Origin of the sequence: Brenneria goodwinii, from assembly GCF_002291445.1 — a bacterium.
Taxonomy (GTDB): domain Bacteria; phylum Pseudomonadota; class Gammaproteobacteria; order Enterobacterales; family Enterobacteriaceae; genus Brenneria; species Brenneria goodwinii.
In genome coordinates this window covers 1,213,067-1,236,775 of sequence record NZ_CP014137.1, presented here as the reverse complement: position 1 = coordinate 1,236,775, position 23,709 = coordinate 1,213,067, and the positions used below count along the sequence as shown (strand labels likewise).

Genomic DNA, 23,709 nt, shown 5'->3' with positions numbered 1-23,709 from the left:
AATAGGCGCAAGCTGTTTAACTTGAACGGGTAACGCACTCTGAAGGTGCACATTATGATTTCAGCTAGCTCCCGCCTCGTTGTCCAACCGGCGCTTCGCCGGGAAAAATAATCATCGACGCCTCGCCCGGCGCCCGTCATCACGTACTATTATTAACGCACCCGCCCGCCACAGAATGCGCCCATGGCATCAATATTGCTTCGTAATGCAGTACGACAAGCGGAACAGATTAATTTCTAATGCTATTTTGCCACGGTCTACAGCCTGGCGCTAAGCTGGGCGCAGGCGTTCATTCGTCTTCGCCACAGCCTTCATACCAAAACGGAGTACACAATGAAAAAACAAACACTGGTCTCATTACTGGTGATGGGGATCGCTTGCCATGCGGCCAATGCCGCGGATACCCGCTCTAGCGACGGAGCCGTTCAGACCGATACGCTCAAAAAAATCCAGGAAACAGGAATTATCATCGTCGGGCACCGCGAATCCTCCGTCCCTTTCTCCTACTACGACAACAATCAGAAAGTGGTCGGATATTCGCAGGAATACTCGAATGCGATTGTTGATGCGGTGAAAAAACAGCTGAATATGCCCAATCTGGCGGTCAAACTGGTTCCCATCACCTCACAGGCGCGGATCCCCCTGTTGCAAAACGGCACCATTGATTTTGAATGCGGCTCGACCACCAACAATGCGGAACGTCAGCAACAGGTCGCCTTTTCCAACTCGATCTTTATCGTCGGTGGACGGCTTCTGGTCAAAAAAGGCGGCGGTATTAATGACTTTCAGGATCTGGCAGGGAAACCGGTCGTCACCACCTCCGGCACCACCAATGAAATTCTGCTCAATCAGTTAAATGATAAAAATAATATGAAGATGCGCATTATTTCAGCCAAAGACCATAGCGATGCATTTCGCACCTTGGAAAGCGGCCGCGCCGTAGCATTCTATATGGACGATCCGCTGTTGGCCGGCGAACGAGCCAAAGCGAAGAAACCAGACCAGTGGGATATTGTCGGCACCGCGCAATCTCACGAGGCCTACGGTTGTATGCTGCGTAAAAACGATGCTGAATTTAAAAAGCTGATGGATACCACTATCGCCCAGGCCCAAACCAGCGGCGAAGCGGAGAAATGGTATCAGCGCTGGTTCACTCAACCGATTCCGCCTAAAAACATCAACATGAACTTTGCCATGTCCGACGAAATGAAGGCGCTATTCAAGGCGCCGAACGATCGTATTCTGTAGCCGCACACCCCGGCAGCGGCAGTACGCGCCCCGTCAGGCGGATAGCCCGGCGGATGGGCATAGGTAAGGCGGATTGATGACGACTTGAGTGTCGTTCAACGAACGGCCGGTGCGGGAAGAGAGAGTAAGAACGCTGCCCAGAAGATGACGCTATTGGGCAGCGTAATTAAAGAGAAATCGTTTTGGCCTAAGCGTATCAGGTCTTTTGGTTAAGGATCAGTTGACCATTTTTATCTACCGGAATCTGTGTTCCGGGGTCGCGGTCCATCCGAATTTTCCCCTGCTGATCGCCGATTTTATAGGTAACGTCATAACCCAGCACTTTCTGCGACTTGTCGTATACCGTCTGGCAGCGTTGCTGCGCCGTTGTATAAGTATCGTTTTCCTGCATGCTGCCTTGTACTTTATTACCGGCATAGCCGCCCGCCAAGGCTCCTGCCACCGTCGCGACATCTTTACCGCGACCGCCGCCGAACTGGTGGCCCAATACGCCGCCCGCCACCGCGCCCAACACCGAGCCGGTTATTTTATGTTCATCCTGAACCGGGCGACGCTGCGTAACATTAACATTGCGACACTCCTGGCGAGGCGTTCTGATCGTCTCTTTAATTGGTGTTGCTGTAATCACCTGCGCAAACTGCGGTTTAGATGAGAAAACATCCATACTCGCCACCGCCGCCACACCCAATGCAGCAGCTACACCAATACCTATACCCGCTAACATTGATTTATTCACCGGATACCTCCTGAATAGATTTCCACGCATTCCCCATCTGCGACCCCGTAGTATTAAGACGGTGCGACTTAACTACGCATCGCGTTTCACACGATGAATCCGCAGGTTTATCCTGAATGACTGACCTTCAGGATACGCGGCGCACTATGCCGCCAATAGAATAGACAGTAGGAAGTCTGCACAATGCTCTTGATTCCCGCAATCAGACTAATTAACCAAATATGTTATTTTCATAACAAAAAAACATAATTTGAGAATTATCTTAACGGAAAGCACTAATAGAACGATATTTTATACTGAATAGTTAATAATTAGCAGCGTGCTGTAAAATCGCCATATAACGGCGACGCTAGGCATTTAAATGGGATGCGAGGAGAAAAAACGGGACAGGGCCAACGTTGACGGCGCCTTATCCCGTGGAAAGAGCCGGTTTCCCGGCTCCCGGCATTAATGCAGTTTAAGACGGGGACGAATAACCCGGTTGATACCGCCGACCAACATCATCAGGCCGGTTTTCACATAACCGTGCAAGGCAATCTGGTGCATGCGATACAGCGAAATATAGACAAATCGGGCGATACGCCCTTCCACCATTACCGAGCCCCGCATCAGGTTACCCATCAGGCTGCCCACGGTACTGAACTTAGACAGCGAAACCAGTGAGCCATGATCTTTATAGACGTAAGGCTTCAGCGTTTGTCCGTTCAATAACGCCAGGATATTGGCATGGCAGCGTGACGCCATTTGGTGCGCGGCCTGGGCGCGCGGCGGAACAAAACCGCCGCCTTCCTGCGGACAAGATGCGCAGTCGCCAATAGCGAAAATATTGGCATCGCGGGTCGTCTGCAACGTAGGCTCCACCACCAGTTGATTGATGCGGTTGGTCTCAAGACCGGCTATCTCTTTCATGGCATCCGGCGCTTTAATCCCAGCCGCCCAAACCATCAGATCGGCCTCGATAAACTCACCGTCTTTAGTATGCAACCCGCCGGCTTCGGCGCTGGTTACCATGGTTTTGGTCAGGACCCTGACGCCGATATTCGTCAGTTCCTGATGCGCGGCGGCAGAAATGCGCGGCGGCAGCGCAGGTAAAATACGCTCGCCCGCCTCCACCAGCGTAACATTCAACGTGTCTTTATCCAGACCGTCAAAACCATAGCTGTGCAGCTGTTTCACCGCATTATGCAGCTCCGCGGACAATTCAACGCCGGTGGCGCCACCGCCGACGATCGCAATATTTACCCGTTCTTTTCCTTCCGTATTGGCCGTGAATTTCAGGAACAGATTCAGCATTTCGTTATGGAAGCGTCGCGCCTGTTGCGGATTATCCAGGAAAATACAGTGATCTTTTACCCCTGGCGTACCAAAATCATTGGAGGTACTGCCTAATGCAATAACCAGAATGTCATAAGGAATTTTGCGTGCCGCGACCAACAGTTCGCCCTGTTCGTCACGGATTTCAGCCAGTTGGATAGTCTGCTCCTCACGGTTGATATCCGTCAGCATGCCCAACTGAAACTGGAAATAATGATTGCGGGCATGAGCCAGATAGCTCAGCGCATCCATATCGTCATCCAGCGATCCGGTTGCGACTTCATGCAGCAGCGGTTTCCACAAATGGCTGTGATTACGATCCACCAGCGTAATTTCCGCTTTTTTCTTACGACCAAGTTTGTGACCTAAACTGGTTGCCAGCTCCAGTCCACCGGCTCCCCCGCCGACAATAACAATTTTTTTGGTTGGTGATGTCAAAATGACCCCCTAAAAATGTGAACCGATAGTTAACAAAGGGTTAAAGATAATATCCTTATATTACATAGGGTTCGCGTAAGTTAAACTCGATATCTGCGGCAAGAATACCATGTCGGGTCATTTGGTCATACCAAAATTGATATATATCAATTTATTTTGATTTTAACGATTTGACCGGCTGGTATTTGTTTTCTCTTTCAGAGGGTTAATGAATTTGAAAGACAATAAGAAGTGACGCCGTCACCTATAGGGTACTATTTCGATGACCAACGGGAGATAACAGATTGACGTTCATTTCAGCGCCTTAAATGCTCTTATACGCTGTAAGTGAGTCGAAATGCTTTTGAACTTGTGCGTTTGTTCATCATCCCAGATGATTTCATAATAGTCACGTAGCGCCCGCTCGCTGCGTTGGCTATCCAGCATTTCATCTTCGCGGGAGAGCACCACCAGACAACGCTCGCGATTTCTTTCCCGAAAATCGGCAACGCATTTCGTCGCAATGTCCCAATACTCTTCGGGACGATCGATCTTACCGACCATATTTTCCTGTGGATACAGATTGGGATTAAAAATCACCTGCCGTATGTCGCACAGAAAACCGACTCGTTCAGCCCAAAAGCCGCCAAGCCCGACGCCGCATATCAGCGGACGCTCGTCGTCAACCTGCTGAATCATTTTATCCACTTGCTTCAGCAGATGGTGCATATCATGGCGCGGATGCCGTGTGCTATAGCTCAACAGCCGAACATCATCATCGATGAATTCAAGCTGCAACACTTTCTCATGGTTACCGGGGCTGGTTGAATCAAACCCATGTAAGTAGATAATCATCGCTCTTCACCACTGTTTTGGCTACGCCGCGCCACGCGCGGGTAGCGGAAAATCTTATTTCCTCTCGTCCTTGTATGCCTGCCAGCGCTCGCTGAGCGCCGTAAGCGCCTGATTCGCCTGCTGCCAACGCGACGAATCCAGCAGTTGTCGACGAGAGAACGAACCCCGATGATATAAGCTGGACAGCCGATCCGCTTTGACCGGGGACAGGTTATCCAAAATGCTTATCGCGCCATCGCGGTTATTGCAGGCCAGAATCATGTCGCACCCCGCGTTTAGCGAGGCTTGCGCTCGCTCAGGATAACTCCCCATCACGGCCGCCCCTTCCATCGACAGGTCATCGGAGAAGATAATGCCGTTAAAGCCTAATTCCTGACGCAATATCTGTTTCAACCAGAACGGCGATCCACTGGCCGGACGAGGGTCTGCTTCGGTATAGATCACATGGGCCGGCATAATCGCATCCAACTGCTGTTGCTGGATAAGTTGTTTAAAGATAAGCATATCATGCGAGCGGATTTCATCCAGCGAACGGGGGTCGATCGGTGTCTCTTTATGGGAATCCGCGCTAACCGCGCCGTGACCGGGAAAATGTTTACCCGTTACTTTCATTCCGGCGCTGTGCATACCGGTAATAAAACTTTTAGCCACGAGTAACGCTTTTTCAGGTTGTGCGTGGAACGAACGTTCGCCAATTGCGGCACTGCGGTGACCGATATCCAGCACCGGGGCGAAACTGATATCAATATCCATGGCGATCATTTCCGCCGCCATCAACCAGCCGGCTTCCTGCGCCAGTCGACAGGCGTCGGTCTCGCTATTCAAGGCGGCAAAAGCCTGGGCGGCCGGTAACCGGGTAAATCCTTCCCTGAAACGCTGAACCCGGCCCCCCTCCTGATCGACCGCGACAACCAAACGTTCACGCGACGCCGTGCGAATCTGGCGCACCAATTCCGCCAACTGCCCTACATCATGAAAATTCCGGGTAAATAGAATCACGCCGCCAACCAGCGGATGGGCTAACACTTCACGATCTTCAGCATCCAGCTCGTAGCTGGCGACATCTAACATTACTGGGCCCACGAAAACCTCATTCATTACTCAATTGATTGATGCGTCGTCCTGACCTTATACCCACGCGGTTATCCGCTGATCCCTAACTGCCGGCGCAATGGCGCCAACGCGCGCAGAAATGTCTCCTGCCTGGTTTGCTGCCAGCGTATTTCGTACCACATCACCATCAGATAATCGACCCACGGCAGCCACTGCGCAGTTCGTTGCTGAAGACATGCGAGAGAAAACCCCGGACGCTGTTGCTGATAAGTTTGTAAAAAACGCCGTTGCATTCCGCTATCCAACTGATTAGCGCGAATAATAAACGCCATCTCCAGCGCAATATCGCCATCCGCCGCGTACTCCCAATCGATGAACATGATTTTTTCATCTGTCAGCAACAGATTTTCCGCATGGACATCCAGGTGCAACGGAGCAATAGCCAATGGCTTGGGCGGCGCTTTTTGCTGGAAATGCCGATGAAGCCGCAACAACGCCGGAGAGCGCCGGCGGGCATCCATCATTTGCCAATGACGGGCGAATAGCGGCTTCAACGCCAACGGATAACCACTGCATGGCTGTTGATGAATGCGGGCGAGGCAACGCGCCAGTTCGCCGTTACGCAGCAAGGCGGAGAACTCCGACGCCGTGGCGACGCGGCCGTCCACCCACTCGACGATTAACCAGCCGTCATGCCACAGCAGCGGGCGCGGAGCCAGGCCAATCAAAGCCATTTGCCGCAACAGATGAAACTCCCGTTGACGATCGGTGCCCGACAGGCGACCGGACAGCGACTGCGGCCGTGCCAGCACATCGAGTCCCGGAGCATGGATCCGCCAGCTTTCGCTGCTTAATCCACTAATGGGGGCCAAATGAAAACCGGCGGACTCTGCCGCCGGAAAATGCTTACCGATAAGATCGGCAATCTGTTGTTTACTATTGTACGGCACCGCTACCCGACCAAACAATTTCCCCAGTCTGAACCAGCATCAGTTGCATATCCAGCACCGGTGATTTCACATCACCGCTCACGTCGCTATACAACACATACTGCGCGCTAACATAGCGGGCCAGCCCTATCGCCTTGCTGCGCGATCCCAAGCTATCGTCAACCGACAGGCCTAACGTTTGCTTAGCCTGCGCAACCTGCTCCTTCGGCACCAGGGTAAAAGTATGGTCGGCCGCCAGCGCGCTGTATAGCGCGTTAGTGGCTCTCGCCGTCTGCAATGCCCCATTGGTGTTATTCTTCACGCTGTCCAGCAGCAGGATACTCCCCTGCGTTACGCCATCCGCTTTCAACATCTGCGCGACCAGCGGATTGATGCTGGCGTCCCAATTCAGCGTCTGAATTTTAGGCGGCGGCGGAACCGGCTCGCTCGGCGGAGGAGTTACCGGAACCGAAGGCTCTACCGGTTCAACCGTCGCAGGCGGTTCCGTGGGCTCCGGCGGTCGACTTGGACACCCCGTCAGCACCAGCGTAGCCAATACCACCCATAGATACTTTTTCATGTTTCCTCTCTCAACACCTAAGTCCGCGTCATCAGTCGGCACATTCCTAAGCAATAAAACAGCCGCTATCGGCCGTTTGAAATCAGACCTAGTCAGCCAGTAATGGCCCTAAGGCGCGACCGCCAAGCAGATGCATGTGGACATGGTAAACTTCTTGTCCGCCGTGCCGGTTGCAGTTGATAATCAGCCGGTAGCCATCATCGGCAATACCTTCCTGCTTGGCGATTTTCCCGGCGACCGTAATCATCCGTCCCAACGCGGCCTCATGTTCAGCCGTCGTATCATTAACCGTGGGGATCAAGACGTTAGGTACGATCAGAACATGGGTGGGGGTACGCGGCGCAATATCACGAAAGGCGGTTACCAATTCATCCTGGTAAACAATGTCGGCCGGAATTTCCTTGCGGATAATTTTACTAAAAATGGTTTCTTCAGCCATGATTGATTTCCTTTTAAAGCAAGCTTGGGTTAAAACCGTATCAGCCCAATAGAATGAAGCGCATAAGGCAGTATGAGTGACAGACTCTATGTCTTTCAACCTTCTTCGACTATTTCTCTCACAAATGGATAATTCGCCAGCGACGCCATAAAAAAGGTTCATGAAAATCATGAACCTTTTATACACTCTCCGCTAATCCATCGCCTTTAGACGATCGGTATTCGCCGCTTATTTATCGCGATAATATTTACCCAGCGAGTCGGCAATCTTCATGGCGTCATAGACATCGTTCGCCGTGACTTTTTTTACCATGTTGGTCATCGTGTCGCCTTCTGCGCAGGCAACTTCAGCAACGGCTCGCCAATCTTTTTCTTTCCACTCCGTCAGACCAAAATCTTCCAGGCACAGCGGCAGTTTGGCGATCTTGATAATCTTGATGACTTCTTCCAGTTCTGCTTGCGGCGCATTTTCCAGCACCAACTGCGTTAAAAGACCGAAAACCACTTTTTCGCCGTGCTGCGCCCGGTGCAATTCTGGCACCACGGACATGCCGTTGTTCACCGCATGAGCCGCCGCCAAACCGCCGGACTCCGCACCCACGCCGCTGCTGTAAATAGCGGCCTCCAGACAGGCTTCAAAGGCCGGCGAGCTGACTTTATTTTCCACAGAAATCATTGCCTGTTCGACGTTGGCTTTCAGTTGCTCAAAGCACAATTTGGCGATGGCCATACCGGTTATTGAAGGTTTTCTTAAAATCAGGTTCAGGCCGTCGGCGCCGTAGCAAGCGCGGGCTTCAAAGTAGGTGGCTAATGCGTCGCCGATGCCCGCGGAGAAAAAGCGCGCCGGCGCCTTCACCAGGACATTGGGATCGGCTAATACGGTATCCGGATTTTCGGGCAGGAACAGGTATTTATCAAATTCGCCGTTTTCTTCGTAGAGAACAGACAGGGCGGTACAGGGGGCGTCGGTGGACGCAATGGTTGGAACAACGACGACAGGTTTTTTATGTTGGTAAGCAACGGCTTTCGCCGCATCCAATGTTTTCCCGCCGCCGATACCGACGATGACGTCGCAACCGTTTTTTTCTCTTATTGCACACAGGCGGTCGACTTCTTTTTGTGTGCATTCGCCCGCGAATTTCTCTATAACGCTGGCGACATGGTTTTTTTGCAGATTAGATTTAGTGGTTGAATTGACCGTCTCCAGAAAAAAAACGTCGCAGATAATAAGGGCCTGATGACCAAGGTCATTAATATATGCGCTGGGGTCCAGCAGCAAATCTTTTGCGATGATGAATTTCTTCGGTGAAGAGATTGAGCGATGACTAGACATAGATAATTCCCTTTTTTGTAAAAAATTTTTTAAAAAACTATAGATAGTTGAATCCGGTTGAATCAAATGGTAGCTCGGTCCAGATTGATCTGGATCAACTTAGGCAAAAACTTAAGTTATATTTATATGAATAACTAAATTCATATAGCATCATAAAAGGGCACATTCCTGTAACGCGTCGCATTTTCGTTCAAATTTCGCGCTATTACGCAAATGAAGTCAGCACATCGAGCGTTCTGAGATGGATTTTTTCTGCTGACCGCCATCGAATAACATTAAATAAAGTAATGTATTAATCTGGCTTTTCTTCGGCAAGGCCGGAAATGGCTCGCCAGGGACGGTGAGCGTGCTGCCGGGTATCAATGCGGCGGCGGGCAGGGAATGATCGCAGAGAAATAAAGGAAGGTGTTCGGCATATCCATTAAAAAAAATGCCGGACACCCTAAGTGTCCGGCATGAGCAGGCTTTCGCCCCTTTTGAAACTCCCCGACTGCTAATTAGCTATTACGAATGAAATCGTCCATATCGGTTTTCAGGTTGTCAGACTTGGTACCGAAAATCGCCTGAACGCCAGAACCCGCAACAACAACACCCGCAGCACCCAATTGTTTCAAACCAGCCTGATCGACTTTTGTTACATCCGCCACGCTCACGCGTAAACGAGTGATACACGCATCCAGGTTGGTGATGTTATCTTTACCGCCGAAGGCACCGACCAGCGCGGCAGCCATCTCAGAGCTTCCCTGAACAACCTGATCGGCACTACTGTCTTCACGGCCCGGGGTCTTCAGATTCAGCTTGGCGATCAGGATACGGAATATAGAGTAATAGACAAACGCATAGCCCAGACCAACGATCGGGAACAGCCACAGATTGTGACCGTTGCCGCTCAACACGATAAAGTCGATCAGACCGTGAGAGAAGCTGGTGCCGTCGCGCATATCCAGCAGAATACAGATCGGGAATGCCAGACCGGCCAGAATCGCGTGGATCACATACAGAATCGGCGCAACGAACAGGAACGAAAACTCGATGGGTTCGGTAATCCCGGTCAGGAATGCGGTCAGTGCTGCCGAGATCATGATCCCGCCCACTTTGGCGCGGTTTTCCGGTTTAGCGGAATGCCAGATAGCGATAGCAGCAGCAGGCAAGCCATACATTTTGAACAGGAAGCCGCCAGACAATTTACCCGCGGTCGGGTCCCCGGCCATATAACGGGGGATATCACCGTGGAACACCTGACCTGCCGCATTGGTGAATTCACCAATCTGCATCTGGAAAGGTACGTTCCAAATATGGTGAAGACCAAAAGGCACCAGCGAGCGTTCAACAATACCGTACAGGCCGAATGCTAAGACAGGGTTCTGATAGGCGCCCCATTGAGAGAAGGCCTGAATACCACGGCCAACCGGCGGCCAAATGAATGACAGGCCAATCCCCAGCAGGATGGCGCACAGACCGGAAATAATGGGAACGAAGCGTTTGCCGGCGAAGAAACCAAGATATTCCGGCAGTTGGATGCGATAAAAGCGGTTAAACATATAAGCCGCGATAGCGCCTGCGATAATCCCGCCCAATACACCGGTGTCGGCAAGGTGCTGTGCCGCAATCTCTTCCGGGGATAAATGCAGAATCAGCGGCGCCACCACCGCCATGGTTTTTACCATGATGCCATAGGCCACAACAGCAGCTAGTGCCGATACGCCGTCATTGTTGGTGAATCCCAATGCCACACCAATAGCAAAGATCAGGGGCATATTGGCGAAGACGGATCCTCCGGCTTCAGCCATAACATGGGAAACAACAGCGGGTAACCAGCTAAAATTTGCCGCGCCGACGCCCAGCAGGATACCTGCTATCGGCAGTACGGATACCGGCAGCATTAGCGACTTACCTACTTTTTGCAGGTTTGCGAATGCATTCTTGAACATAATTGAGTGTGCTCCTGAGTAATGGTGCTTTTACTTCTGATGCTTATATATACATAAAAGGCGGGGAGGATACCCTTTACAAGTAAGGGAGGTCTTAGCCCCCCTTTTAATTTTTACGCAGAGTAAAATAAATAGCGCAATCAATGTTTGACTGCTATCACGTTTCAGCAACCCGACAAGTCAAAACAGAACATAAATCAATCTTATTTGCAGCGCGTCACTGAAAAACGCACATAACTGACGAAAAAAAGACCGACCAGATTGTGCCTTTATTACGATTAATTACACAGCCCGAAAAAACTCGGCTATTCTCAACCACTATCGCGCACTGGTCAACCGTGAGAGGTCGATGTGAAACAAATGGGAAAAGTTCTCGGTCGTGACTTCTGCCAACGTGTCCAGCTCAACGCCTTTAAGCACGGATACGTACTCCGCCACATCACGAACATTCGCCGGCTGATTTTCCTGTCCCCGGAAAGGCACGGGAGCCAACCAGGGGGAATCGGTTTCAACCAGCATGCGATCCAATGGCACATAACGAGCGACATCGCGTAATTCTTCCGCATTACGGAAAGTGATAATGCCGGAGAATGAAATATAGAATCCCATATCCAATAGCGTTTTGGCCGTTGCCAAATCTTCAGTAAAGCAGTGCAGCACCCCGCCGCACTTTTCCGCCTGCTCTTCTTTTAAAATCGCCAGCGTATCGGCTCGTGCGGAGCGGGTATGCACAATCACCGGCTTATTCAATTCGTTGCCGATGCGGATGTGTTCACGAAAAGAGGCTTGCTGCTGCGCTTTCGTCTCTTCCTGATAATGGTAATCCAGCCCTGTTTCCCCCAGCGCCACCACCTGGCTGGAGGCCGCAAGGCGACGTAATTCGGCGTAGTCATAGGGTTCATCCTGATTAAGCGGATGAACGCCACACGAGAAAGCCACATTATCCCGTTCGCCTATCAAATCGGTCATCGCGCGGAAACCAGGCAGCGTCGTCGCTACCGCCAGGATAAAACCGACGTCACGACGTCTGGCTTTGTCCAAAACATCGGAGACATCTTTATGTATTGACTGGTAATCCAGTCCATCAAGATGGCAATGGGAATCAACTAACAACATGATATTTACTCGAAATCAATTAAGCAGAAAATGGATGAAAGTGCCGCTGGACAGGTGTGGTCAGGCTTTGTTCAGCATCAAGCAATCGTTCCGTTAATAGTAACTCACGGTTCACGCCCGTTACCGCCAGTAACTTTTGTCGACAGACCAGCCACTGATGCAACTCGTACTGTAGCTGAGAATTACCCGCATTGACCAAATGTTCAACCAGCGCGGTTTGATCCTGATTCACCAGGTACTCTGCCGCCCCTTGTTGCCATTTCATCGCATCAAGCAACAACGACGTCAGCCAGTGAATACGTTCATCGGCATCATCGTGGTTAAGTTGAGGTAATAAAGAGAGCAGATCGTGCGACGTCAACGCGGCAGAGAACGTTTGACATAAAGCCACCCGTTGTTTCCAGCGATCCGGCTGCAAAAGTTTTTCCGCCGCCAGCGGGGCTCCCGCCTGTAGCCTTAATGCGGTACGCAATGCCAGGGCGTCGTTCTTATGGCGTGAATTTAACCATAACACGCTCTGCGTTTCACTTGGCACATCCAGATAATGATACAGGCAACGGCTACGCAACGTGGCCAGCAACCGCGCAGGTTCACGGCAGCCAAACAAAAAGTAGGTTCCCTGCGGGGGTTCCTCCAATGTTTTAAGCAACGCGTTGGCCGCCGCTTCGGTCAGTAGTTCAGCTAACGGCAGCCAGACCACTTTAGCGCCGCCCTGCCGGGAGTGCTGATACAACTTATCCAGAACGTCACGCAGCGGGTCGACCCCCAGGCTGTGTTTGCCTTTTTCCGGACGTAACACGTACCAGTCAGGATGCGTCCCCGCCATCATCAAATTACAGGAGTGACACTTGCCGCAGCTTTTCATTCCTTCCGGGTGCTGGCACATCAACCAGCGGCTCAATGCATAGACCAGCGAATCGTCCCCCATGCCGGGTAATGCATGCAGCAAAATGGCATGATGGCCCCTTCCCGCCTGATATTGACCGATCAGTTGGCGGTAAGAGGCGTTAAGCCACGGATACCAGTCCATCAGGCTCGATCCTGTTTTAACGTCAGCGGAGCGAATCCTTGCGCCTGCAACCATTGCCGCATTACGCCCTGAATGTCGGCGCCGACTTTTTCCATCGGCTGTGCGGCATCAATCGTCACAATACTGGCGTCCTGCGCCGCCAGCGCCTGATAGCGGGCGCGGGTACGTTCGAAAAAGGCCAATGACTCTTGTTCAATGCGATCCAACTCCCCGCGCTGACGAGCGCGTTGCAAGCCGATGGCCGGCGGTAAATCAAGATAAAGGGTCAGGTCGGGACGAAAATCGCCCAAAACGGTATCACGCAATGACTGCAGCAACTGGCGATCTATTCCTCGTCCCCCGCCTTGATATGCCTGAGACGAGAGATCGTGACGATCGCCAATCACCCAGTTTCCCTGAGCCAACGCCGGTTTAATTACGTTTTCCACCAGTTGGACGCGGGCCGCATACAGCATTAGGATTTCCGCTTTATCGGTCACTTTCTCATCAGCAATCCCCTGCTTGATCAATTCACGCAGTTTTTCAGCCAACGGCGTTCCCCCCGGCTCGCGGGTAAAGGTCACATTATGAATGCCGTACTCATTTAATATTTCAACCACGACGTTCCTGGCGCTGGTTTTCCCCGCGCCTTCCAAACCTTCCAACACGATAAATTTACTGTTGTTCATCCCTATCCTTTAACGCTGAGCGGTAAAGCCTCACAGCACGGTTATGGTCTGCAAGGTTAGTGGTAAAACTATGCCCGCCCTTGCCGTCCGCCACAAAATAAAGATATGACGTTTTAGCCGGGTGCGCGGCCGCATCCAGTGACGCTTTTCCCGGCATCGCAATCGGTGTTGGCGGCAATCCGGAAATAACGTAAGTATTGTAAGGCGTCGGCGTATCCAGCGCCTTGCGGGTAATCACGCCCTTATACGCATCACCCATGCCATAAATGACGGTTGGATCGGTTTGCAAACGCATACCGGCTCGCAAGCGGTTAATGAAAACGGACGCGACCTGGGTACGCTCCTCAGCGATCGCCGTCTCTTTCTCAACGATCGACGCCATAGTTAACAACTCATCTGGCGTTTTATACGGCAATCCTTCCTCGCGTCCTTGCCACACCTCATTAACGGTTTTTTTCATTCGCTGATGAGCGCGTTGCAGCAAAGCGGCATCGGTCGTATTGGCCGTGTACATGTACGTGTCGGGATAGAACCATCCTTCCGGATTGGTTTTGTCTTTCATCCCAAGCTGCTCCGCGATTTCCTGCTCGCTTTTATCCGTCAGCGTCTGCTTAATATAAGATGCCTGACGCAACGTTTCGAGCCATTCCTTCAGTCGGGAGCCTTCGACAAAGCGAATGGCAAACTGCGCCTCTTTGCCGCTGGATAGCAGGACCAGCATCTCCCGAACCGTCATTCCCGTGGTAAAACGGTAGGTACCGGCCTTAAATTTTGCCAGCTCAGGCTCGACACGCAGCAACCATGGGAAAAACGTCCCATTAGTAATGATTTTCTGCTCCAGTAACAGGGCTTCCAACCCGTCACGACCGGTGCCCGCCGGGAGAGTAAAAATGGTTTCCTGCTTGATGGCGAGTAACGAGTCGGCAAAATTCTGTACTTTCTGCCATAGCAGCAACATCGAGGCTATCAGCAGCGCCACGATCGCCAGGACAATCTTTTTTTTCTTCATAAATCAACCAACAACTAACAGTTAGGGCTCAGAAACCGATACAGTTTTCTGGAGCGATAACACCAGGACTGCGCCTGGTTTACGGGAACAATCGGCATCAGTGCGTTACAAATAATCACTTCATCCGCATCAGCCAACGCCTCGACTGGTTCGCTGACGATATGCAGTTCAAAATCAGAATCCGTGAGCAGCAAAATGATCTGCTGTCGGGCAACGCCATCAACACCGGCATAAGATAAGTCCGGCGTATAAACATTGTTTCCCTTACGCCAGAATAAATTAGCCGCACAGCATTCCACTAGCGCCCCGGAAGTGTCAAGCACCAAGACCTCATCGGCGGAACGCTGTTCAAGTTCGATACGAATAAGAATCTGTTCCAGACGGTTCAGATGCTTAATACCCGCCAACAGTTCACTTCTGGCCAATGCGACCGTGCTGAGGCTCAGGCAAATCCCCTTTTCGCGCCAGCGCGCATAGTGTGCGGGATAGTCCGCCTGCATTACGATACGCGTCGGGTTATCGCATCCTTGAATACCATATCCGCGTCCGCCCCGCCCCCGGGTAAGAATGACTTTGACGATGCCGTCACGCCGGCCTTGCGCCGCCTGGTTCATTTCCAACGTCAGCCGCGGCCAGTCAATGGCGGGCAGCATCAAACGTCGGGCAGCCAGCCGCAATCGCGCCAGGTGTCTGTCCAGCCACACAATGTGCCCGTCACGCACTCTGGCGGTGGTGAAACAGCCATCGCCAAACTGGGTGCCGCGGTCCGCCACCGCCAGCTGTTCCTGCAACTGACCATTTATCCACAGCATCTCTTTTTTTCCCTTCTGTCACGTACTGACAGCTTGCCAGCATTCAGGCGCGTCATACAAGCCAACCAGTCTGATTTTGACAGGCAAAAAAAAACCCGGAAACCGGGTTTTTTCATCAGATTTTGACGATCAGACTTTACGGAATAGCAAAGAACCGTTCGTCCCGCCGAAGCCAAAGGAGTTACACAACGTGTACTCCATGCCGCTAACCTGGCGCGCTTCATGAGGCACGAAATCCAGATCGCAGCCTTCATCCGGATTATCCAGATTGATTGTCGGAGGAATAGCCTGATCGCGCAGCGCAAGGATACTGAAGATCGACTCGATCGCCCCGGCCGCACCCAATAAGTGCCCGGTCATCGATTTTGTCGAGCTGACTAATACACGACCGGCATCCGCGCCAAATACTGACTTAACCGCCTGGGTTTCAGCTTTGTCGCCCGCCGAGGTGGACGTACCGTGCGCATTGATATAACCGATTTTCGATGCGGAAATACCCGCATCACGCAGCGTATTTTCCATCGCCAGCGCAGCTCCGGCGCCATCCGCCGGCGGCGACGTCATATGGTAGGCATCGCTGCTCATACCAAAGCCGACGATTTCCGCATAAATCTTGGCGCCGCGTTTTTTCGCGTGTTCGTACTCTTCCAGCACCATCATACCGGCGCCATCGCCCAGCACGAAACCATCACGATCTCTGTCCCATGGGCGGCTGGCCGCCTGCGGGTCATCATTACGGGTTGATAATGCCCGCGCGGCGCCAAAGCCGCCGACACCCAGCGGGGTACTGGCCTTTTCCGCGCCGCCGGCAACCATAACATCAGCATCATTGTAGGCGATGATACGCGCCGCATGACCAATGTTATGCACGCCCGAAGTACAGGCGGTGGCGATAGATATACTCGGGCCGCGTAATCCGTACATGATAGTGAGATGCCCGGCAACCATATTAACGATGGTTGACGGTACGAAAAACGGGCTGATTTTACGCGGACCGCCCTTCACTAGCGAACTGTGGTTCTCTTCAATGAGCCCCAAACCGCCAATGCCGGAACCGATCGCCGCACCAATGCGCGGTGCGTTCTCTTCCGTTACTTCTAGACCGGAATCCTGCATGGCCTGAATGCCAGCGACGATCCCGTATTGAATAAAGGCATCCATTTTGCGAGCTTCTTTACGCGAAATGAATTCCTCACAGTTAAAATTCTTTACTAAGCCAGCAAAACGCGTTGCATAGGCACTAGTATCGAAATGGTCGATCAGGCTGATACCACTCTGACCGGCAAGAAGAGCACTCCAGGTAGACTCCACCGTATTGCCGACAGGAGATAACATGCCCAGTCCGGTAACAACAACTCGACGCTTAGACACGCTTGTCCTCCAGGGAGGGAAAATATGACACTGCGGGACAAAAAAACTTAGGCGGTCGAATGACCGCCTAGATATGTTCGCTTACTGCTGGTTCGCCTGAATGAAATCAATGGCTGCCTGAACAGTTGTGATTTTTTCGGCTTCTTCGTCTGGAATTTCAGTATCAAATTCTTCTTCCAGCGCCATTACCAGCTCAACGGTGTCAAGAGAATCAGCGCCGAGGTCGTCAACGAAAGAAGCATTGTTTACGACTTCTTCCTGCTTAACACCAAGCTGTTCAACGATGATTTTCTTAACGCGTTCTTCGATAGTGCTCATACTCTTAAATTTCCTATCAAAACTCGCTTTCGCGATGGTTTTCGTAGTGTATAAAATGTTGAAAAAGATGCAACAAAATCCCGGCTGGTCGAACCACGATTTTGTGCTATTTTGCGGTTATCGCCGCAAATAACGCAAATAGTTTTCGTACTTTTTAAATCATATACATGCCGCCATTGACATGCAATGTTTCGCCGGTAATGTAGCCCGCCTCATCAGAGGCTAAAAATGCAACAGCACTGGCGATTTCTTTAGCATCACCGAGCCGGTTAGCGGGAACCTGGCTCAAAATGCCTGCTCGCTGTTCTTCTGTCAATGCCTGAGTCATATCTGTTTCAATAAAACCTGGCGCAACAACGTTTACCGTAATGCCTCTGGAGGCCACTTCGCGAGCAAGCGATTTGCTGAAGCCAATTAATCCGGCCTTTGCCGCCGCGTAGTTCGCCTGCCCGGCATTCCCCATCGTTCCAACCACAGAACCGATGGTAATGATACGGCCAAAACGCTTTTTCATCATAGCGCGCATTACGGCTTTAGACAGACGGAATACCGATGTCAGATTGGTATCCAGAATATCCTGCCATTCATCTTCTTTCATTCGCATCAGCAGGTTATCGCGAGTGATGCCGGCATTATTGATCAAAATATCAATTTCGCCGAACTCAGCACGAATATCTGCCAACGTTTTTTCCACTGACGCCTCATCAGTGACGTTCAGCACAAAACCTTTACCGTGTTCACCCAGCCAGGCGCTGATTGATTCCGCGCCCTTTTCGCTGGTGGCTGTACCAATGACTTTTGCACCGCGAGCGACTAATTTCTCAGCAATAGCCCGGCCAATCCCGCGGCTTGCGCCGGTAACCAGCGCAATTTTTCCTTCAAAACCCATTGTCATCTCCGTTTTATTTTTCAAGCGCCGCTGACAGAGAAGCAGGATCGTTCACCGCGCTTGCTGTCAGGGTGGCAACGATTCGCTTGGTCAAGCCGGTAAGAACTTTGCCAGGACCGACTTCCAACAACGACTCAACCCCTTGAGAGGCAATAAATTCGACGCATTCCGTCCAGCGTACCGGGCAGTGGAGCTGACGCACCAGCGCGCTGCGGATCGCTTCCGGCGACGTTTCAACCCGCGCATCAACATTGTTGACGACAGGAATTTTCGGTGCGCTGAAGTCGACAGATTCAAGCGCGACAGCCAGTTTTTTGGCCGCCGGCTCCATCAGCGCGCAGTGCGAAGGTACGCTCACCGGCAATGGCAACGCGCGTTTGGCGCCAGCCGCTTTACAGGCCGCACCGGCACGATCCACCGCTTCTTTGTTCCCGGCAATCACTACCTGCCCTGGGGAATTAAAGTTTACCGGCGAAACAACCTGCCCTTGAGCCGACTCTTCGCACGCTTTGGCGATAGCGTCATTATCGAGGCCGATAATCGCATACATCGCGCCCGTACCTTCCGGCACGGCTTCCTGCATCAATTTGCCACGCTGCTCAACCAGGCTTACCGCCTGCTGAAAATCCAGAACGCCGGCGCAAACCAGAGCAGAATATTCACCAAGGCTATGACCGGCCATCAGCGCCGGCGTTTTGCCGCCCTGCAACTGCCAGACGCGCCAGATAGCAACGGACGCCGTCAACAGCGCCGGCTGGGTTTGCCAGGTTTTATTCAGTTCCTCTACCGGGCCTTGCTGGGCAAGCTGCCACAAGTCATAACCTAAAACAGCGGAGGCCTGAGCAAATGTTTCAGTAACAACCGGATATTCCGCCGCCAGTTCGGCCAGCATACCCACGGATTGAGATCCCTGACCTGGGAATACCATTGCAAATTGCGTCATAGTGAAAATCCTGTTTAATCAAAAACGAATCAGCGCAGAACCCCAGGTAAAACCACCGCCGAAAGCTTCAAGCAGCACCAGCTGTCCTGGTTTTATCCGCCCGTCGCGCACGGCTTCATCCAGAGCGCATGGCACGGAGGCAGCTGATGTGTTGCCATGACGATCCAACGTCACAACAACTTTGTCCATTCCCATACCTAATTTTTTCGCCGTTGCGCTGATAATGCGCAAATTAGCCTGATGGGGCACCAGCCAGTCTAACTCACTTTTATCCAGTTGGGACGCCCGCAGCGTTTCTTCAACAATATGCGCCAGTTCGGTTACCGCGACTTTGAATACTTCATTACCGGACATGGTCAGATAAGCCGGTTTTTCCGGGTTATTGCGATCCTGGTGCGGCAGCGTCAGCAACTCACCATAACGTCCGTCGGCGTGCAAATGCGTGGACAGGATGCCCGGCTGCTCTGAAGCAGTCAATAAAACGGCGCCGGCGCCATCGCCGAACAAAATCAGCGTACCGCGATCTTCCGGATCCAACGTGCGGGATAACGTATCAGAACCAACAACCAAAGCATAATCCACCGCGCCGCTTTTAACGTACTGGTCGGCAACGCCGAGCGCGTAGGTAAATCCCGCACAGGCCGCGGCCAGATCAAATGCGATGGTGTCTTTAATCTCAAGCAACTGCTGAATCTGGCAGGCAGCGCTGGGAAAAGCATGGGTTGAAGACGTGGTCGCGACAATCAATAAACCAACCTGTGATTTATCGATACCCGCCATTTCCAGCGCTTTTTGCGCTGCATGATAGCCCATCGTGGCAACATTTTCATCTGGCGTGGCGATACGACGCTCACGAATTCCAGTGCGTGTGACGATCCATTCGTCAGACGTATCCACCATCTTCTCTAAATCAGCGTTCGTCCTGATTTGTTCAGGCAGGTAACTGCCCGTTCCGATTATTTTTGTATACATGTACGCTTAATCACTCTTGGGTAATACAGCTTCTAGACGGGCAGCAATCCGTTCCGGAAGTTGCCGTTGTACCGTCTGCATTGCCTGTTCGATAGCAACCGTAAACGCTCGCTGGTTCGCAGCACCGTGGCTTTTGATTACGGTTCCCCGTAGTCCTAACAGACACGCGCCATTATATTGGTCAGGATTCAAATGGCCGAAACGTTTGGCCAAACGTTTTTGTAACAAACGTCCCAGTAATCGTAACCACCATGATTGTTTTTGCTTTCGGTCCGTACCGGAAGATGAAGACTTTAACAACGAAAGGAACATCCTTACCACACCTTCCATTGTCTTCAAGGTGACATTACCCACAAAGCCGTCACAGACCATGACATCCGTCTTCCCGGTCAGTAATTCGTTGCCTTCGAGATAACCGATGTAGTTGATCGAAGGCGTGTTTCTTAATTTAGCCGCGGCATCGCGGATGTTATCCAAGCCTTTGCTCTCTTCCTCACCGATATTCAGCAGCGCCACCCGCGGATTTTTCAACCCAAGAACTTCTTCCGCCATCACCGAGCCCATTACCGCGAACTGAACCAGCATGGTGCTGTCGCATTCGACGTTGGCCCCCAAATCCAGCACCACGGTTTTTCCATGTTGCTGATGAGGTAAAACAGAAACCAATGCCGGGCGCGCAATGCCGTCAAGCGGTTTAATCAAGAGCTTCGCCAGTCCCATCAGCGCGCCGGTATTGCCCGCGCTGACACAAGCCTGAGCCCTTCCGTCTTTGATCAGCTCAAGCGCGATGCGCATCGAGGTTCCGCGGCTCGCGCGAATGGCCTGCGAAGGTCGGGCATCACTGGCAATAACCGATTCAGCCGGAACAACTTCCAACCGGGACAATAAACCAGAATCGACTTTGGCTAGTAATGGGGTAATCGCAGCAGGATCGCCAACTAGTATCAGGTTGAGACTTGAATTAGAAGCCAGTGCCTGCAATGCAGCAGGCACTGTTACGCAGGGACCGAAGTCCCCGCCCATCGCATCTAACGCCAGAGTTAGGCGTGTCAAAGTATTGCCTTGCTGATAATTCGCAAGAATTACTTGGCAATAACCTTGCGACCGCGGTAGTAACCGTCCGCAGTGATGTGGTGACGCAGGTGAGTTTCGCCGGAAACTTTATCTACGGATACGGAAGACGTGGTCAGCGCATCGTGAGAACGACGCATACCACGTTTGGAACGAGTGGGTTTGTTTTGTTGTACGGCCATGGACCTTACTCCTTAATTACTTACGCTTTAAACTGGCTAATACGGCAAACGGGTTCGGTTTTTCCGCCTCTTCAGGCAATTTGCCGAACACCATGTCCGCTTCGGACACTTCACAGTGTTCAGAATCATGTACCGGTGCGATAGGCAAAGTCAGGATGATTTCATCTTCAACCATTGCCAGCAGATCGACTTCGCCAAACTCATCAACTTCGATCGGCTCGTACGCTTCCGGTAAAGCTTCGGCCTGTTCATCATTGATGACCGGGCTAAAACAAAACGTCGCATGGACCTGATGCTCAAATGGCTTCCCGCAGCGCTGGCACATTAATGTGACCGACACATCTGCGCTACCATTAATCACCGCCAGGCGCTGATTATCGATATTGAAAGACAAAGAAGCCTGAACATCACTGTCCACACTCACCACTGATTCGGCAACGCGCATTACCTGCTCGGGCGTATAAATACCAATGTAATCTAAACGCTTTTGAGCAGTGCGGACCGCATCAAGGGTTAAGGGTAATTTTACCTTTTGCATAGGGCGCGCATATTAACGTCGTAACGACATAGAGTCAAAGAAAAAGGCAGTGAAGCTCGACCTTTCACCAATATTCGCTTCCAGAGCGGCACACAGTTTAAAATGCCTTTTATCATTCCGCTACGGTTTATAAAAAAATTATGTATCAGATCGTTCTCGCCTCGACTTCCCCCTACCGCAAATCCCTGCTGGAAAAACTCAATCTGCCCTTTATCTGCGCATCTCCCGATGTGGATGAAACGCCCAATCCCGGCGAAGATGCGACGGCGTTAGTGGCAAGGCTGGCTGAAGGCAAAGCGCGCGCATTGGCGGAGCAGTACCCCAATCATCTTATTATAGGCGCCGATCAGGTTTGTCTATTGAACAACGCCATTACCGGAAAGCCGCATAATAAAGAGAACGCCGTGCGGCAATTACGGCAGGCAAGCGGGCAGCGCGTCACTTTTTTTACCGGACTGGCGCTGTTTAATAGCGCCACTCAACGCCTACAGCGTTTTGTTGAGCCGTTTGACGTCCATTTTCGCGCCCTGACGCAGGAAGAAATTGAGGGGTATGTGGAAAAAGAGCGGCCCTGGAACTGCGCCGGCAGTTTTAAATGTGAAGGGCTGGGAATTACGTTATTCGATAAATTATCAGGACGCGATCCCAATACGCTTGTTGGCCTGCCTTTAATTGCGCTGGCGCATATGCTGCGAGAGGAGCAGGTCAATCCACTGATAATGCGCTAACCGGATGGGATACCATGGCGCCGGTATCCCGATAAAAGATAAAAACGCCCGCTTATCCTTTCGATTTACGCAATATTTGCAGGCAATGGCGAAGTTGGTTGTCCAGCGGCGCCTCAACCCGCAGCGTTTCTCCCGTATTGGGATGTTCAAAGCGTAATGCCTGGGCATGCAAAAATAGGCGTTTCAAACCGGTTTTAACCAGCAGGTTATCAAAGCTGCGATCGCCATAGCGGTCGTCAAAAGCAATCGGATGACCGGCATGTAACGTATGTACGCGGATCTGATGGGTACGGCCCGTTACCGGACTGGCGCGAACCAGCGTGGCCATTTCAAAACGTTCTTCTACCTTGAAACGCGTTTCCGAAGGCTTACCGTCGCTGTTTACCCGAACAATACGCTCGCCGCTTTGCAAAATATTCTTCAGCAACGGAGCCTGTACGCTTTTGCAATGTGACGGCCAGTTTCCCCGCACCAGCGCCAGATAATCCTTCTGCATCCCCTTGAGACGTAACTGCTCATGCAAAGAACGCAATGCGGAACGCTTCTTGGCCACCAGTAAGACACCCGACGTATCGCGATCGAGGCGGTGAACCAGTTCAAGGAAACGGGCTTCAGGCCGCAGCGCGCGTAGCCCTTCAATCACGCCGAAGCTCAGCCCGCTGCCGCCGTGAACCGCCGTACCCGATGGCTTGTTCAGCACCAGAATATAATCATCTTCATAGACGATGCATTCCGCCAGCGCGGCGACTTTGCCAAGACTGGCGGAAACAGGCGGAGCATCGCGCTCGGCCTGTCTGACCGGCGGAATACGAACCTCATCCCCGCCGAGTAACTTGTATTCTGGCTTTACCCGCTTTTTATTTACCCTGACTTCGCCTTTGCGCAAGATGCGGTAAACCATACTTTTAGGCACGCCTTTTAATCGGGCATGCAAAAAATTATCAATGCGTTGTCCAGCCTCATCGGCGGATATTGTCACAAATTGTACTGCAGGATTGTCTGTTTTCATGATGCGCGATTCTAAATAGAGCGCTTGGATAGCGCCACTTCTTTTTCTGTGCTTAACTGGAAGCCTGACTTATGAAGATATTGTTACACCTACAGGTCTGGCTGAATTTAGTCTCAACCACCGACAGTTTGGTGAATAGCAGCACAACTATCTTTATACAGACAGGCAAAGTAACCTTGCTATAACAGTGTCAGCAATGGAATAATGCTTTTCGTGTTT

The 23,709-nt window shown here is 51.7% G+C and carries 26 protein-coding genes; 2 read left to right on the top strand and 24 right to left on the bottom strand.

Features of this window, described 5'->3' with window-relative positions:
* The first annotated feature begins 333 nt into the window (after window positions 1-333).
* A complete protein-coding gene (locus ACN28R_RS05680; RefSeq protein WP_048638551.1) occupies window positions 334-1,248 on the top strand; it encodes a glutamate/aspartate ABC transporter substrate-binding protein in 915 nt (304 codons plus the stop codon).
* Between the two features lie 196 nt (window positions 1,249-1,444).
* Here ACN28R_RS05680 and ACN28R_RS05675 read toward each other — a convergent pair whose 3' ends face one another.
* From ACN28R_RS05675 to yceD, 23 genes are all read right to left on the bottom strand, one after another.
* The gene (locus tag ACN28R_RS05675) at window positions 1,445-1,984 is read right to left on the bottom strand and encodes a glycine zipper 2TM domain-containing protein (protein ID WP_048638550.1); all 540 of its coding nucleotides are present in this window, start codon (window positions 1,982-1,984) and stop codon (window positions 1,445-1,447) included.
* Between the two features lie 447 nt (window positions 1,985-2,431).
* Complete coding sequence (locus ACN28R_RS05670; protein ID WP_048638549.1) at window positions 2,432-3,736, bottom strand: NAD(P)/FAD-dependent oxidoreductase; 1,305 nt, start codon at window positions 3,734-3,736, stop codon at window positions 2,432-2,434.
* Window positions 3,737-4,027: 291 nt separating this feature from the next.
* Window positions 4,028-4,570: an alpha/beta hydrolase YcfP gene (gene ycfP / locus ACN28R_RS05665; RefSeq protein WP_048638548.1), complete on the bottom strand. Its 543-nt coding sequence runs from the start codon at window positions 4,568-4,570 to the stop codon at window positions 4,028-4,030.
* 54 nt (window positions 4,571-4,624) lie between these two features.
* On the bottom strand, window positions 4,625-5,653 hold the full coding sequence (nagZ, locus tag ACN28R_RS05660) for a beta-N-acetylhexosaminidase (RefSeq protein WP_048639907.1): 1,029 nt from the start codon (window positions 5,651-5,653) through the stop codon (window positions 4,625-4,627).
* A 59-nt stretch (window positions 5,654-5,712) separates the two neighbouring features.
* Window positions 5,713-6,573 carry a thiamine kinase gene (thiK, locus tag ACN28R_RS05655; protein ID WP_048638547.1) on the bottom strand — a complete coding sequence of 287 codons (861 nt, stop codon included), beginning with the start codon at window positions 6,571-6,573 and terminating at the stop codon, window positions 5,713-5,715.
* Window positions 6,560-7,132, bottom strand: a complete 573-nt coding sequence (lpoB, locus tag ACN28R_RS05650; protein ID WP_048638546.1) for a penicillin-binding protein activator LpoB — start codon at window positions 7,130-7,132, stop codon at window positions 6,560-6,562. Before lpoB ends, thiK begins: the two co-directional genes overlap by 14 nt.
* Before the next feature lie 88 nt (window positions 7,133-7,220).
* Window positions 7,221-7,571: a purine nucleoside phosphoramidase gene (gene hinT / locus ACN28R_RS05645; RefSeq protein WP_048638545.1), complete on the bottom strand. Its 351-nt coding sequence runs from the start codon at window positions 7,569-7,571 to the stop codon at window positions 7,221-7,223.
* Between the two features lie 228 nt (window positions 7,572-7,799).
* Window positions 7,800-8,903, bottom strand: a complete 1,104-nt coding sequence (locus ACN28R_RS05640) for a glycerol dehydrogenase (RefSeq protein WP_095833852.1) — start codon at window positions 8,901-8,903, stop codon at window positions 7,800-7,802.
* Between the two features lie 219 nt (window positions 8,904-9,122).
* Window positions 9,123-9,344 carry a hypothetical protein gene (locus tag ACN28R_RS05635; protein ID WP_095833851.1) on the bottom strand — a complete coding sequence of 74 codons (222 nt, stop codon included), beginning with the start codon at window positions 9,342-9,344 and terminating at the stop codon, window positions 9,123-9,125.
* 56 nt (window positions 9,345-9,400) lie between these two features.
* Window positions 9,401-10,834 (bottom strand): PTS glucose transporter subunit IIBC, encoded by a 1,434-nt coding sequence (gene ptsG / locus ACN28R_RS05630; RefSeq protein WP_048638542.1) that lies wholly within the window; start codon window positions 10,832-10,834, stop codon window positions 9,401-9,403.
* A 318-nt stretch (window positions 10,835-11,152) separates the two neighbouring features.
* The gene (locus tag ACN28R_RS05625; protein ID WP_048638541.1) at window positions 11,153-11,950 is read right to left on the bottom strand and encodes a metal-dependent hydrolase; all 798 of its coding nucleotides are present in this window, start codon (window positions 11,948-11,950) and stop codon (window positions 11,153-11,155) included.
* 19 nt (window positions 11,951-11,969) lie between these two features.
* Window positions 11,970-12,980 (bottom strand): DNA polymerase III subunit delta', encoded by a 1,011-nt coding sequence (gene holB / locus ACN28R_RS05620; protein ID WP_095833850.1) that lies wholly within the window; start codon window positions 12,978-12,980, stop codon window positions 11,970-11,972.
* Window positions 12,980-13,648 carry a dTMP kinase gene (tmk, locus tag ACN28R_RS05615; protein ID WP_048638539.1) on the bottom strand — a complete coding sequence of 223 codons (669 nt, stop codon included), beginning with the start codon at window positions 13,646-13,648 and terminating at the stop codon, window positions 12,980-12,982. The genes holB and tmk overlap by 1 nt, the downstream gene beginning before the upstream one ends.
* The gene (gene mltG / locus ACN28R_RS05610; RefSeq protein WP_095833849.1) at window positions 13,635-14,657 is read right to left on the bottom strand and encodes an endolytic transglycosylase MltG; all 1,023 of its coding nucleotides are present in this window, start codon (window positions 14,655-14,657) and stop codon (window positions 13,635-13,637) included. The genes tmk and mltG overlap by 14 nt, the downstream gene beginning before the upstream one ends.
* Window positions 14,658-14,671: 14 nt before the next feature.
* Window positions 14,672-15,469 (bottom strand): aminodeoxychorismate lyase, encoded by a 798-nt coding sequence (gene pabC, locus ACN28R_RS05605; protein WP_095833848.1) that lies wholly within the window; start codon window positions 15,467-15,469, stop codon window positions 14,672-14,674.
* A gap of 129 nt (window positions 15,470-15,598) precedes the next feature.
* Entirely contained in the window at window positions 15,599-16,840 is a 1,242-nt protein-coding gene (fabF, locus tag ACN28R_RS05600; RefSeq protein ID WP_048638536.1) for a beta-ketoacyl-ACP synthase II, read from the bottom strand.
* Between the two features lie 81 nt (window positions 16,841-16,921).
* Complete coding sequence (gene acpP / locus ACN28R_RS05595) at window positions 16,922-17,158, bottom strand: acyl carrier protein (protein ID WP_005970506.1); 237 nt, start codon at window positions 17,156-17,158, stop codon at window positions 16,922-16,924.
* A gap of 154 nt (window positions 17,159-17,312) precedes the next feature.
* On the bottom strand, window positions 17,313-18,047 hold the full coding sequence (fabG, locus tag ACN28R_RS05590) for a 3-oxoacyl-ACP reductase FabG (protein ID WP_095833847.1): 735 nt from the start codon (window positions 18,045-18,047) through the stop codon (window positions 17,313-17,315).
* 13 nt (window positions 18,048-18,060) lie between these two features.
* Window positions 18,061-18,990 (bottom strand): ACP S-malonyltransferase, encoded by a 930-nt coding sequence (gene fabD / locus ACN28R_RS05585; protein WP_095833846.1) that lies wholly within the window; start codon window positions 18,988-18,990, stop codon window positions 18,061-18,063.
* Window positions 18,991-19,008: 18 nt separating this feature from the next.
* Window positions 19,009-19,962 (bottom strand): beta-ketoacyl-ACP synthase III, encoded by a 954-nt coding sequence (locus ACN28R_RS05580; RefSeq protein WP_095833845.1) that lies wholly within the window; start codon window positions 19,960-19,962, stop codon window positions 19,009-19,011.
* Between the two features lie 6 nt (window positions 19,963-19,968).
* Window positions 19,969-21,015, bottom strand: coding sequence for a phosphate acyltransferase PlsX (gene plsX, locus ACN28R_RS05575; RefSeq protein ID WP_072065877.1), 1,047 nt, complete (start codon window positions 21,013-21,015; stop codon window positions 19,969-19,971).
* A gap of 29 nt (window positions 21,016-21,044) precedes the next feature.
* Entirely contained in the window at window positions 21,045-21,215 is a 171-nt protein-coding gene (gene rpmF / locus ACN28R_RS05570) for a 50S ribosomal protein L32 (RefSeq protein WP_048638531.1), read from the bottom strand.
* Between the two features lie 16 nt (window positions 21,216-21,231).
* Window positions 21,232-21,753 carry a 23S rRNA accumulation protein YceD gene (gene yceD, locus ACN28R_RS05565; RefSeq protein ID WP_095833844.1) on the bottom strand — a complete coding sequence of 174 codons (522 nt, stop codon included), beginning with the start codon at window positions 21,751-21,753 and terminating at the stop codon, window positions 21,232-21,234.
* A 140-nt stretch (window positions 21,754-21,893) separates the two neighbouring features.
* Here yceD and ACN28R_RS05560 point away from each other — a divergent pair, with 140 nt between their 5' ends.
* Window positions 21,894-22,481 carry a Maf family protein gene (locus ACN28R_RS05560; protein WP_048638529.1) on the top strand — a complete coding sequence of 196 codons (588 nt, stop codon included), beginning with the start codon at window positions 21,894-21,896 and terminating at the stop codon, window positions 22,479-22,481.
* Between the two features lie 52 nt (window positions 22,482-22,533).
* On the opposite strand, the gene rluC is transcribed toward ACN28R_RS05560, so the two are convergent.
* The gene (gene rluC / locus ACN28R_RS05555; RefSeq protein WP_048638528.1) at window positions 22,534-23,490 is read right to left on the bottom strand and encodes a 23S rRNA pseudouridine(955/2504/2580) synthase RluC; all 957 of its coding nucleotides are present in this window, start codon (window positions 23,488-23,490) and stop codon (window positions 22,534-22,536) included.
* Between the last annotated feature and the right edge of the window lie 219 nt (window positions 23,491-23,709).